Annotated in this window: 14 protein-coding genes; 5 read left to right on the top strand and 9 right to left on the bottom strand. The window is 71.7% G+C overall.

Annotated elements, in window-relative coordinates; all coding sequences use genetic code 11:
- Window positions 1-3 precede the first annotated feature (3 nt).
- The 3 genes from ACLQ2N_RS17110 to ACLQ2N_RS17120 all read right to left on the bottom strand — a co-directional run bounded on the left by ACLQ2N_RS17110 (window position 4) and on the right by ACLQ2N_RS17120 (window position 3503).
- The gene (locus ACLQ2N_RS17110; protein WP_425813786.1) at window positions 4-678 is read right to left on the bottom strand and encodes a response regulator; all 675 of its coding nucleotides are present in this window, start codon (window positions 676-678) and stop codon (window positions 4-6) included.
- The gene (locus tag ACLQ2N_RS17115; RefSeq protein ID WP_425813788.1) at window positions 675-1913 is read right to left on the bottom strand and encodes a sensor histidine kinase; all 1239 of its coding nucleotides are present in this window, start codon (window positions 1911-1913) and stop codon (window positions 675-677) included. Before ACLQ2N_RS17115 ends, ACLQ2N_RS17110 begins: the two co-directional genes overlap by 4 nt.
- 249 nt (window positions 1914-2162) lie before the next feature.
- Window positions 2163-3503 carry a tetratricopeptide repeat protein gene (locus ACLQ2N_RS17120; protein WP_425813790.1) on the bottom strand — a complete coding sequence of 447 codons (1341 nt, stop codon included), beginning with the start codon at window positions 3501-3503 and terminating at the stop codon, window positions 2163-2165.
- A gap of 150 nt (window positions 3504-3653) precedes the next feature.
- On the opposite strand from ACLQ2N_RS17120, the gene ACLQ2N_RS17125 reads away from it, so the two are divergent.
- The 4 genes from ACLQ2N_RS17125 (at window position 3654) to ACLQ2N_RS17140 (ending at window position 7700) form a co-directional block, all read left to right on the top strand.
- Complete coding sequence (locus tag ACLQ2N_RS17125; protein ID WP_425813792.1) at window positions 3654-3881, top strand: hypothetical protein; 228 nt, start codon at window positions 3654-3656, stop codon at window positions 3879-3881.
- Window positions 3882-4466: 585 nt separating this feature from the next.
- Window positions 4467-5819, top strand: a complete 1353-nt coding sequence (locus ACLQ2N_RS17130; RefSeq protein ID WP_425813794.1) for an asparagine synthase-related protein — start codon at window positions 4467-4469, stop codon at window positions 5817-5819.
- Window positions 5820-5845: 26 nt separating this feature from the next.
- Window positions 5846-6556 (top strand): class I SAM-dependent methyltransferase, encoded by a 711-nt coding sequence (locus tag ACLQ2N_RS17135; RefSeq protein WP_425813796.1) that lies wholly within the window; start codon window positions 5846-5848, stop codon window positions 6554-6556.
- Window positions 6557-6890: 334 nt separating this feature from the next.
- Window positions 6891-7700 carry a class I SAM-dependent methyltransferase gene (locus tag ACLQ2N_RS17140; protein WP_425813798.1) on the top strand — a complete coding sequence of 270 codons (810 nt, stop codon included), beginning with the start codon at window positions 6891-6893 and terminating at the stop codon, window positions 7698-7700.
- A gap of 61 nt (window positions 7701-7761) precedes the next feature.
- Here ACLQ2N_RS17140 and ACLQ2N_RS17145 read toward each other — a convergent pair whose 3' ends face one another.
- Entirely contained in the window at window positions 7762-8172 is a 411-nt protein-coding gene (locus ACLQ2N_RS17145; protein WP_425813800.1) for a VOC family protein, read from the bottom strand.
- A gap of 84 nt (window positions 8173-8256) precedes the next feature.
- Window positions 8257-9105: a LysR family transcriptional regulator gene (locus ACLQ2N_RS17150; RefSeq protein WP_425813802.1), complete on the bottom strand. Its 849-nt coding sequence runs from the start codon at window positions 9103-9105 to the stop codon at window positions 8257-8259.
- A 104-nt stretch (window positions 9106-9209) separates the two neighbouring features.
- Between ACLQ2N_RS17150 and ACLQ2N_RS17155 the strand changes: the two genes are divergently transcribed.
- A complete protein-coding gene (locus ACLQ2N_RS17155) occupies window positions 9210-9953 on the top strand; it encodes an SDR family oxidoreductase (protein WP_425813804.1) in 744 nt (247 codons plus the stop codon).
- 54 nt (window positions 9954-10007) lie between these two features.
- Here ACLQ2N_RS17155 and ACLQ2N_RS17160 read toward each other — a convergent pair whose 3' ends face one another.
- The 4 genes from ACLQ2N_RS17160 to ACLQ2N_RS17175 form a co-directional block, all read right to left on the bottom strand.
- Complete coding sequence (locus ACLQ2N_RS17160; RefSeq protein WP_425813806.1) at window positions 10008-10931, bottom strand: CU044_5270 family protein; 924 nt, start codon at window positions 10929-10931, stop codon at window positions 10008-10010.
- The gene (locus ACLQ2N_RS17165) at window positions 10928-11491 is read right to left on the bottom strand and encodes an RNA polymerase sigma factor (RefSeq protein WP_425813808.1); all 564 of its coding nucleotides are present in this window, start codon (window positions 11489-11491) and stop codon (window positions 10928-10930) included. Before ACLQ2N_RS17165 ends, ACLQ2N_RS17160 begins: the two co-directional genes overlap by 4 nt.
- Before the next feature lie 86 nt (window positions 11492-11577).
- On the bottom strand, window positions 11578-12360 hold the full coding sequence (locus ACLQ2N_RS17170; protein WP_425813810.1) for an SDR family NAD(P)-dependent oxidoreductase: 783 nt from the start codon (window positions 12358-12360) through the stop codon (window positions 11578-11580).
- 75 nt (window positions 12361-12435) lie between these two features.
- The gene (locus ACLQ2N_RS17175) at window positions 12436-13596 is read right to left on the bottom strand and encodes a serine hydrolase domain-containing protein (protein WP_425814209.1); all 1161 of its coding nucleotides are present in this window, start codon (window positions 13594-13596) and stop codon (window positions 12436-12438) included.
- Between the last annotated feature and the right edge of the window lie 50 nt (window positions 13597-13646).

Consider the following 13646-nt stretch of genomic DNA (forward strand, 5'->3'; position numbering starts at 1 on the left):
CGCCTACTCGCCCGGGGCCACCAGCCCCGACTCGTAGGCGAAGACCACCGCCTGGGCGCGGTCGCGCAGGCCGAGTTTGGTGAGGACGCGGCTGACGTGGGTCTTCACCGTCTGCTCGGCCAGCACCAGGGTCTGCGCGATCTCCGCGTTCGACAGGCCGCGGGCCACCAGGGAGAGGACCTCGGTCTCGCGCTCCGTGAGGCCGCCCAGCCGCTGCGCGGGCCTGCCCCGGGCGGCGGGCCGCTGCTTGACGAAGTCCGCGATGAGGCGGCGGGTCACGGAGGGGGCGAGGAGCGCGTCGCCCGAGGCCACGACGCGGACCGCCGCGATCAGGTCGGCCGGCGGCGCGTCCTTGAGGAGGAAGCCGCTCGCGCCCGCCCGCAGCGCCTCGTAGACGTAGTCGTCGACGTCGAAGGTGGTGAGCATCAGGACGCGCGGCCGGTGGGTCACGCCCGACGGCGGGTGCAGGAGCTCGCGTGCGGCCGCCAGGCCGTTCATCCCGGGCATCCGGACGTCCATCAGCACGACGTCGGGGCGGGTCTGCCGGCTCAGCTCGACGCCCCGCTCGCCGTCGGGGGCCTCGCCCACCACGTCGATGTCGCTCTGGGCGGCCAGCAGCGCGGCGAAGCCCGCCCGCACCATGGCCTGGTCGTCGACGATGAGGACGCGTGTCATCACGTGAGGTCCGTTCCGGTGAGGGGGAGGAGGGCGGCGACCCGGAAGCCGCCGTCCGGGAGCGGCCCCGCGTCGAGGGTGCCGCCGATGATCCGGACCCGCTCGCGCATGCCGACGAGACCGTGCCCGGTGCCGCTCGCTTCGAGCGGCCCTCCGGACGCCCCGGGCGGCGGGCCGTTGACGACGAGGACGGTGAGCTGCGGGGCGGCCGGCGGACCGGGTTCCGACACGGACAGCGCCACCCGCGTGGGTGCTCCCGGCGCGTGCCGCACCACGTTCGCCAGGGCCTCCTGGACGATCCGGTAGGCGGACAGGCCCACCGCCTCGGGCACCTCGACGTCGCAGGGGGTGAAGTCCACCGGCCCGCTCGCTCTCTCCGCCGCCTCCACCAGGGGCCCGATCTGCGCGAGGCCCGGCTGGGGCACGAGCTCACCGTGCGCGTCCTCGTTGCGCAGTACGCCGAGGAGCCTGCGCATCTCGCCGAGCGACTGGCGCGCGGTGGCCGCGATGGACGTGAACTCTTCCCGCAGCGGTGGCGGCAGCCCGTCGTGGCGGTACTCCGCGGTGTCGGCCTGCACCGTGATGACGGACATGTGGTGGGCCACCACGTCGTGCAGTTCGCGGGCGATCCGGGCGCGCTCCTCCAGCAGCGTGCGCCGGCCGCGCTCGGCCTCGCTGATCGTCTCCTGCTCGGCCAGTCGGCGCTGCGCGTCGGACCGCTCGCGGAGCGCGCCGCCCAGCAGGAGCGCGATGCCTCCGAGGATGGTGAACAGCAGGCCGCCGGCGCCGAAGCCGTGGGGTGCGGCGAACCCCAGGGCCACGTTCGCCCCCGCCGTGACCAGCCACACCCGCGTCAGCGTCCGGCGCCGCTCGCGCAGGCCCAGGGCGAGGCAGAGCCCGACGTACCCGACGATCTGCATGGGCGGGAACGGCCACAGCAGCCGCTCCTCGAAGTCGACGCCGAGCAGCGCGAGCGCCCCCGCCACGTCCGCGGCGAAGATCACGTACCAGGCGTGCAGCGGCCGTACGACGGCGAGCAGGAGCGGGGCGGCCTGGGCGACGGCCAGTGCGCCGGCGACGCCCCCGTTCAGGCCGTAGTCGGCGGTGAGGACCTTGATGGTGGTGGGCAGCAGAGCGACGCACAGCACGAACGCCACGGCCCACGGCAGCGCCCGCACCCACCGCCGCGAAGCGCCCGCGAGCAGCGCGCGCGGGCGCTTCTCCTCCACTGAGGTCATGGGCACCAGCGTAGGCGCACCGCGCTGTCACCGGCCCGGACGGTGCGCCTGCCAGGCGGCGGCAGCCGCGAGGCGCCGGGTCCAGGGATCGGGGCGGCAGTGTCGATCTCGTTCACGGCCTTCGCGTACTTCGACGTCCACCAACCGGCGGCCCTGCTCCCCATCCGACGGCGACGAACCCGCGGCCCTCCCTAGGAACCCATCCGCGACGCACGGCTGAAGCGTGGCCGAGGTCGCCAACGGCACGGGTCAGCTGACCAGGGAAGGCGGCGCGATCGTTCGTGCGCGGTCGTAGAGGTCCCGTGCGGTGGCGTTCTTCAGATGCGGCCGGAGAAGTCCGAACATGGTTCTGACCCGGTCGTCGGCTCGGCCGGACTGCACCATGGGGTAGTCGTCGAGCGCCTGATGCCAGGTGTTGCAGGCCGCTTCGAGGTGGCCGACCTCCAGCTGCCGTTCGGCCAGCATGGCGCGGTGGCGGACGCGGGCACGGCGATAGACGCTGTAGCGCACCTTGTCGGACTGCTGCATGGCTTCGATGGCGCCAGAGACATCGCCGAGTTCATAACGCACCTGGCTGATGTGGTAGTTGAGCGACGCAGGGTCGTACGAGCCGAACGCCTTGCCGCGCGACTCGGCACGGTCCATGGCGGTCTCGGCCTCCCGGATGTACCGCAGCGCCCGATTCCGGTCGCCGGTCTGTGCGGCGGCGTGTGCTTGCTGGCCGGCGAGGAAGGCCAGCATGCGAGGTCCTGCTTTGGGGGAGGCGGCTGCTGCGGCGTCTGCCAGTTCCATGGCCTTGCCGCCGTGGCGGAGGTCGATGGCCTGGACGCTCATGCCGCGCAGAGTGGTGCAGTAGGTCAGGTGGTCCTCGGCGGTGCCCGCCAGTTCCAGCGCTTTGACGTAGTAGTGCTGCGCAAGGCCGTGCAGCCCCTCGTCCACGGCCATGTAGCCGGTCAGGTACAGCAGGTCCGAAGCCGCGGACAGCATGGCCTTTCGTACGTTGTCGGGGGCGTCGGCGCGCACATAGGGCGCCACCGTGTTCACCATGAACGAGGCGGCCATGGGGCGTGCGTGGCGACCCCCGAACTGGTCGTCGAGTTCCGAGACGCGCTCGGTCATGGCGATGACCATGTCCACTTCGTTCATGCCGATCCGGCGGGCGCGGCCGGACTGGACCGCTTCGGCGCGGCCGACGACATCCGGCCACCCGGGAATCGTGAGGGCGACGGAGAACAGGCCAGCCCCCAGGACGCTGCGGCGCGATGGGTCCATGTCTTGCCTCCCGAGGTCGATCAGCCCCTCCACGGTATCCGCGGCTGTCGGGGAGTGATCGCGGGGAACGGGCAGACCGGCCTCAGCGTGCGTTACGGGCCGCCCCAGATGCCGAGAGAAGGCTTCCAGGACGCACATCCGCACGACCCCGCGAGGCACGGTGCCGCCCAGCCAATGGCTCACTGCCGACTCGTCGTAACGCAGGGGCGTGCCCATCTCCGTTCCCACACGGTTCACCGCCCGAGCGAACTGGCGGTAAGTCCAACGGCTCTCGGTGAGCAGGCGCCCGAGCGCCCCGTTCGGTTCACGCTTGGCCATGTCCTCAACTCCCCGTGCCCTTGCGAACTTTCAAGGCTTTCAAGTCCCGGCGTTGCCGTAACGGTACCGCTGTGCGTGGCCACACGGTTGCGTAGAGACAGCAGGGGACGGCGAGACCTCGCCTACAACCATCGTCTGAGGGACTGAAGGATGAAGAGCGAAGCGCGGGCCCGACTGGCCCAGTTGATCGAAGAGCGTGGAGTGGACGGAGCGCTGAGGATCGGCACCTACGAGGGTGCGGACCCGCCGCCGGGCTCGAACCTGTTCCCGCCGTGTGAGTGCCCGCAGCACAGCCGTGCCGATCCTCAGGATGCTGCGGCTGGGCTGAGCATCGCGGTGCGCGAGGCGAACGAGCGCAGTCGCGGCGAGCGGCTGTGAGGCGGCTATCCGCAGTCGTCGGCCGTCACGCCGGAGCGCTGCTGATCAACACCGTCTCCGCGTCGATCGGCTTCGTCCCAGGCATGACATCTGCCTCCACCCCCACCTGACTCCTCCCTCGCCACACGTTCAGTGCCACCTGTGGCGACGGAGGGCCCACTGCCGGAAGGGGTGGGCACCCGTCCGGCCGCCTTCTTCGTAAAGGCCGGCAGCCGGACGGGCTCAACTCCGCAGCATCAGCCGCGGGGTCCGTTTCAACCGTAAGAGGAGAACACGATGAACGTGGACGATCTGTTCACCGGGGACCTGATCACCGGCGTCCCGGCCGTCGAGGCCACGCTGCTCGACAAGATGCCCGGCGGTGGCGACAACAACGGCGACCACTGCTCCAAGTAGCCCAGGGCTGAGCCAGGCGGGGCGGGGTCGTTCGCGGCCCCGCCCCGCCGTATGACGCCGGAGAGGGACAACATGCTGTCGATGTGTCTGCGCCTGGCCGATCTCCAGGAGCCCCGATGGAGGCCGGAAGGAGGACGCTGGGTCAACGGCGAGAGCTGGATCGAGCCCGCGAACGTGTCCACGCTGGTCATGGAGGTCGACGACCAGGCGCCATGTGTGCGGATGAGGGTGAAGGAATGCAAGAGGGGCGAGGCCGACTTCGTCGAGGTCGTCATGACGCCCGGCGAAGCCCGACTCACGGCGGGCGTCTTCGGGACAGCCCCGCTGTACCTGCTGGAGAAGGCCGGCGAACTGCACGCATCATGGGATGTGGCAGCACTGCGGCCGTACCTGTCGGCTGACCGCTTGGCGCCGCGCGTCGTGGCGCGGACACTGACCAGGCAGCATCGCTACACATCCGAGACGTTGTTCGAGGGCATCCACCGTCTGACGGAGCGGGCATCGGCCACGTTCACCGCTGCCGGACTCGGCATCCGCTACCCGGAACCTGCCGAACACGTCCTGGAGCCCCGCGCGCTGCGGCCCGGTGTCGATCCACTCGCCATGCTCGACGAGTTGCTGACCGACGTAATCCGCGAAGCGCCCAACGCTACGGGGTGTGTGGGCATCGAGCTGTCGGGGGGCGCGGACTCCGGGAACGTAGCCCTGGCCGTGAAGGCGGCGCGCATTCCGCAGGTGCACAGCTTCGGCTTACTGGTCGGGGGAAGCATCGGCAGACAGCAGAGCGAGCGCCGCAGCGTGTACGCCGAGCGCTGCGGCTTCCGAGACGTGGCCATTCCCGCCTTGCAGTACCCGCCGTTCTACCCCGGCGGCGTACGTGCTCTGCACCGCCCGCATGATCCGGCGGGGGCGTTCTACCAGGAAGCCTTCGACGTCGTACGCGAGCAGGCGGCCACCCGACGGTGCGAGGTCATGTTCACCGGCAGCGGAGGGGACGAGGTCAACGCCCACCACTCAAGGACGGCCGCGGAACTGCCGGCGCCGGAAGCCGTTCCGTGGCTCGGTCCGAAGGCGGTCCACGCCCTGGGCGAGGTGAACGAGCACTTGGCGCCCATTCCCGTCCTGCCCGTGCCGACCCTGATGGCGTTCGGCATGCACAATCCCGGCTTCCTGCGAGTCGGCGTCTGGCCGGTGAGCCCGCTCGTACACCCGCGGATCGTCCGGTTCATGGAGCAGCTGCCTCACGAGTACAAGCGAGGCAAGACACTGTTCCGTGAGCGGATCAGGCGGGCAGGACTGCCGGAGTCGGTGGCGTCGCCGGCCGAACCGGAGAACTTCCTGGCCGTCCTGCAGAAAGGGCTGCGCTCCTACGGCTTGCCTGTACTGGACGACATGCTCAAGGAATCCGTCCTGGTCGATCTCGGCTACGTTGACGGCAAGGCACTCGCTCAGGCCCGTAGGGACGCCGATGCCGCTTTGGCCGTCCCTGATCTGCTGTGCGATGTCCTCACCCTTGAGGTCGGACTGCGGAGCCTCATGTGACCGACCACGACACGGGAGCGGAACCAGTGGAAGCGACGAACCTCCTCTACCGGGACCCGGCCCTGTACGACGTGATCCAGTCCGACAGCACCGGCGCCGGGATGTGTCAGTCCCTGATCGAGACGTACCGGCCGGACGCCCGGACGCTGCTCGACTTCGGATGCGGCACCGGCAGAGACCTGGAGATCCTGGCCAAGCGCTTCGAGTGCACCGGCCTGGACCTCCAGCCCGGCATGGTCGACTACGCCCACCGGGCCCGGCCGGAGCTGGACATCCGCATCGGAGACATGCGCACCGCGCGACTCCGGCAGCGCACGGACGTCGTGACCTGCATGGGTAACAGCCTCGCCTACGTCCACGGCAACAACGAGATCACCCAGGCCTTCGCCACGTTCGCGGCCCACGCCCAGAGGGGCAGCCTGCTCATCCTGTGCTCCCCCGTCGCACCCATCACGAGTACCGAACCGATGACCGCCATGGTCGACACCCCGAGCGGCCCGGCGACTGTCACGGTCCGCCACGAGTGGGACCTGCGGACCCAGATCAACACCATGCACCGGCACTGGGCACTCCCCTCAGGGGACGAAGCCCAGGACGAGATCCGCAGACGCGTCCTCTTCCCGCGCGAGCTCGAACAGTACGCGGAGGGCGTCGGCTTCGAGATCCTGAACATGACCGACAGCTCCGGAGGCACCCTTGCCGGTCCGACCGCGTACACGGTGGCCCGGTACACCTGACAGTCAGGTGTTGGTGGCACGATCGACGTTCATCCCGCCGCATGTACGGCCTCCTGATGAGATAAGGCCCCACGCCCCGCGCGAGGAGCGTGAGGCTGTGAGCATGGACCCAGAAGATCTGCTGCGCGCCATGGGTCGTACGGCGGCCAACTCAGCTCGCTGAGTTGTTCGGCGCCGAGACATACACGGCGAGCATCACCATTAGGCTTCGTAATCTGGCCGCGCTCCTCGGAAGCGAGCCGTACCGTGGCGCACGGTCGGCAGTCGATCTTCGCGCGCACATTCGCGAGGCGACCGTCCGGCCCGCTCTCGCCGGCAATCCTACGGAGCCACGATGACCTCCCAACCCCCGCATGATCGTCTGGTGACCGATCGCAGCCTTCTCGCCACCAAGGCATACGGAACAGGTCAGCACCTGGCCGCGCGGCAGTCCCTTTACCGATGGCAGACGCCGAGCCACGACCTTCCGGGCATCGTCGTTGACGAACTGGCCGACGTGCGCGGCGTCGTCGCCGACGTGGGTTGCGGCAACGGGAAGTTCGTCGCCCGGGTGCGAAACGACCGTCCTGACCTGGACGTGCTGCCCATGGACGTCTCCCACGGCATCGTCGGGGCCGTCTCTGGAGCGGTCGTCGCGGACGTCCAGCAGTTGCCTGTTTCGAACGGATCCCTCGGTGCGGTTTTCGCGCTGCACATGCTTTACCACGTCGAGGACCAAGTCCGAGCTATAAGAGAGTTGGGGCGTGTCCTGGCACCCGGCGGCATCGCGATCGTCTCCACGAACAGCCGGACCGACAAGCTGGAGCTGGAACACCTCTGGCGCCAGGCCGCAGGCGATGTGCTGGGCGTGCAAGAGGGCCCGGCCCGTGTGCAGTTGTCCGCTCGATTCACCCTGGAGGACGCACCGACGATCCTCGGTTCGGTGTTCGGCGAGATCCGCACTATCCCCCTACCTGGGGTGATCGAGGTGACCGACGCCGCACCGATCATCGCGCACCTGGCCTCCTACGAAGCCTGGGCCGACGAGATGGGCGTTCCGTTCCGGGAGACGATCGAACGCGCCAGGGACCGAGTCAACGAGACCATCCGGACAGCGGGCGCTTTCCGCGTCACCTGCCTGGGCGGCATGCTCGTCTGCCGGTGAGGGCAGCGGATCGCCTCGTCCACGAGTACGTAGAGCAGCCCGGCCATGGAGCGCCGAAGAGCTAGCCGCGCTCGGGCCAGACCGGCCCCTGGTCGGTCCAGGTGACGCCCTTGTTGCGGCACAGGCAGAAGGGGTGGCCGATCGGGTCGGTGTAGACCTGCCAGCCGTAGCCGTTGGGGCCGATGAAGTCCTGCCTGAGCGTCGCGCCGAGGTCGAGGACGCGGCGCTGCTCCGGCTCGAACTCGTCCACTTCGAAGTCGAGGTGGAACTGCTTGGGATGCTCGCTGTCGGGCCACTGCGGAGCGCGGTAGTCGGCCACCCGGATGAACGCCAGCTCGAACTCGCCGAACTGGATGCCGGCCCAGTCCTCGGAGCTGCCTTCCTTCACCGGACGGCCCGTGACCTCGGAGTAGAAGGCCGCCAGCTTCATCGTGTCCGGGCAGTCGATGATGAAATCGGTGAGTCGCAGCATCCCGCGACCTTGGCACACGCTCACACCTGGCTTCGAGAGCAGGAGGCCCCCAGGGGGCGCTCGGCGTTCGAGGTACGGGCCCCGTCACAGGGCCGTGGCCGCGCGGACCAACCCCGCCACCGCCGTCGAGCGGCTGTGCGGGGGCCAGGCGATGACCGTGGTGACGCGGGGGCTGTCGGGGACGGGGACGGCGACGAGGCCCTCGTGGAGGCTGGGGCGGATCGTTTCCGGGACGATCGCGCAGGCGCGGCCCAGGGCGATGAGCTGGGTGAGTTGGGTGTGGTCGCGCACCTTGGGGCCGGGGCCGTCCGGGAAGGTGCCGTCGGGGCGTGGCCAGCGCGGGAGGGGGAGGTCGGGGAGCGCGGTGACCTCGGCGAGGCTCAGGTGGGGGCGGAGGGCGAGGGGGTGGCCGGCCGGGAGGACCGCGACCTGGCCCTCGGTGTGCAGGTCCTCGGTGTCGAAGCCGGCCAGGTCGTCGAACGGCCGGTGCAGCAGGGCCACATCGGCCCGGCCGTCGCGCAGCACCCCCGCCTGCTCGCCCGGCCCGCACAGCATGACGTCCACGGCGACGGCACCGGGCTCGGCGGCGTAGGCATCGAGGAGCTTGGCCAGCAGTTCGCCGGAGGCGCCCGCCTTCGCGGCGAGGATCACGGTGGGGTGACCGGCCGCGCTGAGAGCGGCGCGGCGGGTACGGCGCTCGGCGGCCTCGACCGCGTCCAGCACCGCCCGCGCCTCCCGCAACAGCACCGCCCCGGCCGTGGTCAGGGTGACGCCCCGGCTGCTGCGCTCCAGGAGGAGCGCGCCCAGCCGCCGTTCGAGGCCGCCGATCGCCCGCGAGAGCGGGGGCTGGGCGATCCCGAGCCGTTGTGCGGCCCGGCCGAAGTGCAACTCCTCGGCGACCGCGACGAAGTACCGCAGTTCACGTGTCTCCACCCCGCCAGCGTAGCGAGTCCCATCAGGAGCGATACCCGGACGGTATCGCCGCCCACCCGGTCGGTCTTGGACGCCCCGCCCCGGTGGGGAGAACCATCGGAGACATGACTGAGACGAAGAATGTGAACCACCCCGAGGTCGCGCTGGTGACCGGGGCCAACAAGGGCATCGGATACGAGATCGCCGCCGGGCTCGGCGCGCTCGGCTGGACGGTCGGCGTCGGCGCGCGGGACGAGGAGCGGCGCGAGGCCGCCGTGGACAAGCTGCGCGCCGCCGGGGTCGACGCCTTCGGCGTACCGCTGGACGTGACCGACGACGCGAGCGTGACCGCGGCGGCCCGGCTGGTGGAGGAGCGGGCCGGGCGGCTCGACGCGCTCGTCAACAACGCGGCGATCACCGGCGGCCACCCCCAGGAGCCCACCGGGGTCGACGTGGACCGGGTGCGGGCGGCCGTCGAGACCAACGTGATCGGCGTCATCCGCGTCACCAACGCCCTGCTCCCGCTGCTGCACCGCTCACCGTCGCCGCGGATCGTGAACGTGTCCAGCAGCGTCGGCTCCCTCACGCTCCAGACCACCCCGGGCGCCGAGACCGGCCCGATCTCCATCGCCTACGCGCCGTCCAAGACCTTCCTCAACGCCGTCACCGTGCAGTACGCCAAGGCACTGGCCGACACGCACATCCTGATCAACGCCGTCTGCCCCGGCTTCACCGCGACCGACCTCAACGGCTTCCGGGGGACGCGCACCCCGCAGCAGGGCGCGACCGCCGCCATCCAGTTGGCCACCGTGGAGGACGACGGCCCGACCGGCCGCTTCTTCAGCGAGGAGGGAGAGATCCCCTGGTGACGCGTCTCCGGGCCGCGCCGAGCAATTCTGATGCCCGTTGGCGAGCGGCCCCGCTCAGCCCGTGGTCTTCGCCGGGCCCGCGTACAGGTAGGTGTCGCGATCGGTGATGTGGCCGTCCTTGCCGACGGGGGTGTAGTTGCGTTCCAGGAGGCGGCCGGTGGACGGCTGCACGATCCAGCTCGGGTTGTAGATCTTGTAGCCGGGCTTCTCCTTCCACTTCCAGGAGATACGGGTGCCAGTGCGGCCCGTAGCATCCTTGACGCCCTCCGTCACCACCGCGTCCTGCGTGTCCGCCAGGACGCGGTAGAGCGCTGCCCTCAGCTTCGGCGAAATGGGGGCGTCGGTCAGCAGGTCGCCGGCCTGGAGGACGGTCTGTTCGGCGGCGGAGCCCTTCGCACCGGCCGAGAGTGCGCTGCGAAGTGCGTCGGGGCGGGTGGGGAGGGCGTCCAGGTCGTCCCAGCGGAGCCGCGCGGTGCCGACGCGCCAAGTGGCTATATTCAGGCTCTTCTTAGTGATCGTGGAGCCGTTCTCCGGCTTGATCACGACCCTGTCACGGGCCAGGTAGACGTCATCGGTGTGGGCCCGCTTCCCCTCGGCCCACGACCGGACGGTCGTCTTCCAGTACGGGGCGGAGGAAGCCGGTTCCCCCGCCACCCGGTCCGCCATGCTCGTGAACACCTCCGACGCGGACGCGCTCGCCGCCGGTCCGTCGCCCCCGACGTCGGTGACCGGGAGGACCGCAGCCCCCACCGCCACCGCCGCGACCGCCGCCGCGAGGGCGAGCACCCGGCGGCGGCCGAAACGCGGCACGGCAGCGGCAGCGGGAGCGGGCGCGGCGTCCGCCGCGATGGCGTCCAGGATCAGCGCGTGCGCGCGGGCCTGGACCGCCGGGTCGAGGGGTTCGGTGCGGCCGGCGCGCTCCAGGGCGGCGGCGCCGGGGAAGTCGAGCAGGTCCGTGGGGCGGTTCTCGTGCGTCATGCGAAGTCTCCCGTCAGGGTCGTACGGGCGGGGCCGGCCAGTCCGTCGCGCAGCCGGGCGCGGGCCCGGTGCAGGCGGGAACGGGCGGTTCCGGCGGGGATGCCGACGGCGGCGGCCGCCTCGGCGGGGGTCAGCTGCTCCCAGGCCACGAGCAGCAGCACCTCGCGCTCCGAGGCCGGGAGTTCGGCGAGTCTGCGGCGCAGCTCCGGGGCGACCGAGGCCGCGTCGAGCCGCTGGTCGACCGCCTGCCACGGGTCGGCCGTCGCCGCGTCGGGCTGCTGCCCACTGCGGGCCGCCGCGCGCGCCGTGGTCTGCCGGTGGCGGGACAGCACGGTGCGGGCGACGCCGAACAGCCAGCCCCGGGCGGAGCCGCGCGCGGCGTCGAACGTCGCGCGGTGGGCGTACGCCTGGAGCCACACCTCGGAGAGCAGGTCGTCGGCGGCGGCCGGGGCGCGGCGTACGAGGTAGCCGTGCAGGGCCGGCGAGTGCCGGGCCACCAGGGGCTCGAAGGCCGTGGGTTCCCGTGCGGAACGGGCGAGCAGGTCCTCGTCCGGGTCCATGAAGTCTCCTGTCCCGGACCGCCGGGGCGGCGGTCTCACCCCGTACTTGCACAGGAGGACCTCAAGCGTTCGCGGGCGGCGCCCGGCTACTCCGAGATCGCTGCCCGGAAGCCGGTGTTGACCGCCGTCAGCCCGCCGTCCACGCACAGCGACGTGCCCGTGATCCACTCCGCGTCCGACGACGCCAGGAACGCCACCGCCTTCGCGATGTCCTCCGGTTCGCCGACCCGGCCCAGCGGGTAGAGCGGGGTGACCCGGTCCAGCTCCGCCTCACGGCCCGCCCAGGCGTCGGTGCGGATCGTGCCGGGGACGACGAGGTTGGCCCGGACCCCGCGCGGGCCCGCGTGGCCGGCGAGGGTGCGGGTGAGGCTCGCGAGGCCCGCCTTCGCGGCGCTGTAGGCGTGGTTGCCGAAGTCCTGCATGCCGTTGACGGAGCCGATGGACACGATCGCGCCCCGCCCGGACGCGGCGAGGTGCGGCATCGCGGCGCGCGCGCAGCGGTACGCGCCGCCCAGGCTGACGTCCAGGTCGCGGTTCCAGGTCTCGTCCTGCTCGTCCTCGAAGAGCGTGCTGTCGACGTTGCACGAGTACGCGTTGTTGACGAGGACGTCGAGCCCGCCGAAGGTCTCCACGGCGTACGCCACCGCCGCCTCGATCGCCGCCCGGTCCGCCACATCGCAGGCCCGCGCCTCGGCCGCGAAGCCGTCCGCCCGGATCTCCGCCGCCACCGACTGCGCCCGCTCCCCGTCCAGGTCGGTGACGAGGACGCGGGCGCCCTCCGCGGCCATCAGGCGGGCGGTGGCGGCGCCGATGCCCCGGCCCGCGCCGGTGATGAGGACGCCGTATCCGTCGAAGCGCGCAGGAGTCATGGCGCCGACCGTACCGCGCGAACCGGGACCCGGGCCCGGGGCGGCCGGCGGCAACTCCCCCGGAACGCCCGGCAGTCACAGAGCCGACCGCACCGCCCGCACCAGCGCCTGCGCCCTCGGGTCCGCCGTGACCCCCTTCTGGAGGCCGTTCGTCACGTACCCGAAGGCGATCCCCGACTCGGGGTCCGCGAAGCCCAGCGAGCCGCCCCGGCCGGGGTGCCCGAAGGAGCCGGGCGCGAGGAGCGGGCTCGCCGGGCCGTGGAGCATGTAGCCGAGGCCGAAGCGGGTGTTGACGACGAGGACCTGGTCCGGGCCCGCCGACTCCTCGGTGCGGGCGAGCGTCAGGGTCGCCGGGGCGAACAGCCGCTGGCCGTCGACCGGGCCGATCATCGCGGCGTAGCAGCGGGCCAGGCCGCGCGCGGTCGCGGTGCCGTTGGACGCGGGGAGTTCCGCGGCCCGGTATCCCCCGTCGTTCTCGTCGGGCAGCGGGTCGATCGCGCCGAACGCCCGCCGGGTCAGGGACTCCGGGTCGCGGTAGGCGTCCACGACGGACCGCTTCGGGCGCATCCGCAGCGCCCCGGTGTTCTCGGTGGCCGGTGGTTCGACGGGCCCGATCCGGCCGACCCGGTGGGCCTCGTCGTCGGGGATGCCGAACCAGAAGTCGAGGCCGAGCGGGCGGGCGATCTCCTCGGCGACCCAGCGGCCGACGGTGCGCCCGGTGACGCGCCGCACGAGTTCGCCGATGAGCCAGCTGAAGGTCTGCGCGTGGTAGCCGTGCGCCGCGCCGGGCTCCCAGGCCGGGGCCTGCGCGGCGACGGCGTGCGCCCCGCTCACCCCGTCCGCGGCCTCCTCCGGGGTCAGCGGCCGGTCCAGGGCCGGGACGCCGGCCCGGTGGGCGAGGAGGTGGCGGACGAGGACGCGTTCCTTGCCGTTCGCCTTGAACTCCGGCCAGTACGTGGAGACCGGGGCGTGCAGGTCGATCTGGCCGCGCTGGTGGAGCAGCAGCGGAACGGCCGCGGCGATGCCCTTGCCGGCGGAGCGGACGACCTGGACGGTGTCGACGGCCCAGGGTTCGGCGCCGTCCACGTCTCTGGTGCCGGCCCACAGGTCGACCACCTTGCGCCCGTGCCGGTAGACGGCGACCGCCGCCCCCCGGTCCCCGCGCTGCTCGAAGTTACGGACGAAGGCATCCCGGACCGCTTCGAATCCGGGCGCCGCCGTGCCGCGTACGTCCACCCCTGCTGCCGCACTCCCGCTCATCCCCCCATGGTGCACGGCACCGCAGG

The organism is Streptomyces sp. DT224 (assembly GCF_049844595.1).
Taxonomy (GTDB): domain Bacteria; phylum Actinomycetota; class Actinomycetes; order Streptomycetales; family Streptomycetaceae; genus Streptomyces.

What these genes read in the sequence shown, in the direction of transcription:
- ACLQ2N_RS17160 (WP_425813806.1), bottom strand. Translation starts at nt 10,931, where the DNA reads ATGACGCACGAGAACCGCCCCACGGACCTGCTCGACTTCCCCGGCGCC.
- ACLQ2N_RS17155 (WP_425813804.1), top strand. Translation starts at nt 9,210, where the DNA reads ATGACTGAGACGAAGAATGTGAACCACCCCGAGGTCGCGCTGGTGACC.
- ACLQ2N_RS17115 (WP_425813788.1), bottom strand. Translation starts at nt 1,913, where the DNA reads ATGACCTCAGTGGAGGAGAAGCGCCCGCGCGCGCTGCTCGCGGGCGCT.
- ACLQ2N_RS17145 (WP_425813800.1), bottom strand. Translation starts at nt 8,172, where the DNA reads ATGCTGCGACTCACCGATTTCATCATCGACTGCCCGGACACGATGAAG.
- ACLQ2N_RS17170 (WP_425813810.1), bottom strand. Translation starts at nt 12,360, where the DNA reads ATGACTCCTGCGCGCTTCGACGGATACGGCGTCCTCATCACCGGCGCG.
- ACLQ2N_RS17140 (WP_425813798.1), top strand. Translation starts at nt 6,891, where the DNA reads ATGACCTCCCAACCCCCGCATGATCGTCTGGTGACCGATCGCAGCCTT.
- ACLQ2N_RS17125 (WP_425813792.1), top strand. Translation starts at nt 3,654, where the DNA reads ATGAAGAGCGAAGCGCGGGCCCGACTGGCCCAGTTGATCGAAGAGCGT.
- ACLQ2N_RS17165 (WP_425813808.1), bottom strand. Translation starts at nt 11,491, where the DNA reads ATGGACCCGGACGAGGACCTGCTCGCCCGTTCCGCACGGGAACCCACG.
- ACLQ2N_RS17120 (WP_425813790.1), bottom strand. Translation starts at nt 3,503, where the DNA reads ATGGCCAAGCGTGAACCGAACGGGGCGCTCGGGCGCCTGCTCACCGAG.
- ACLQ2N_RS17130 (WP_425813794.1), top strand. Translation starts at nt 4,467, where the DNA reads ATGGAGGTCGACGACCAGGCGCCATGTGTGCGGATGAGGGTGAAGGAA.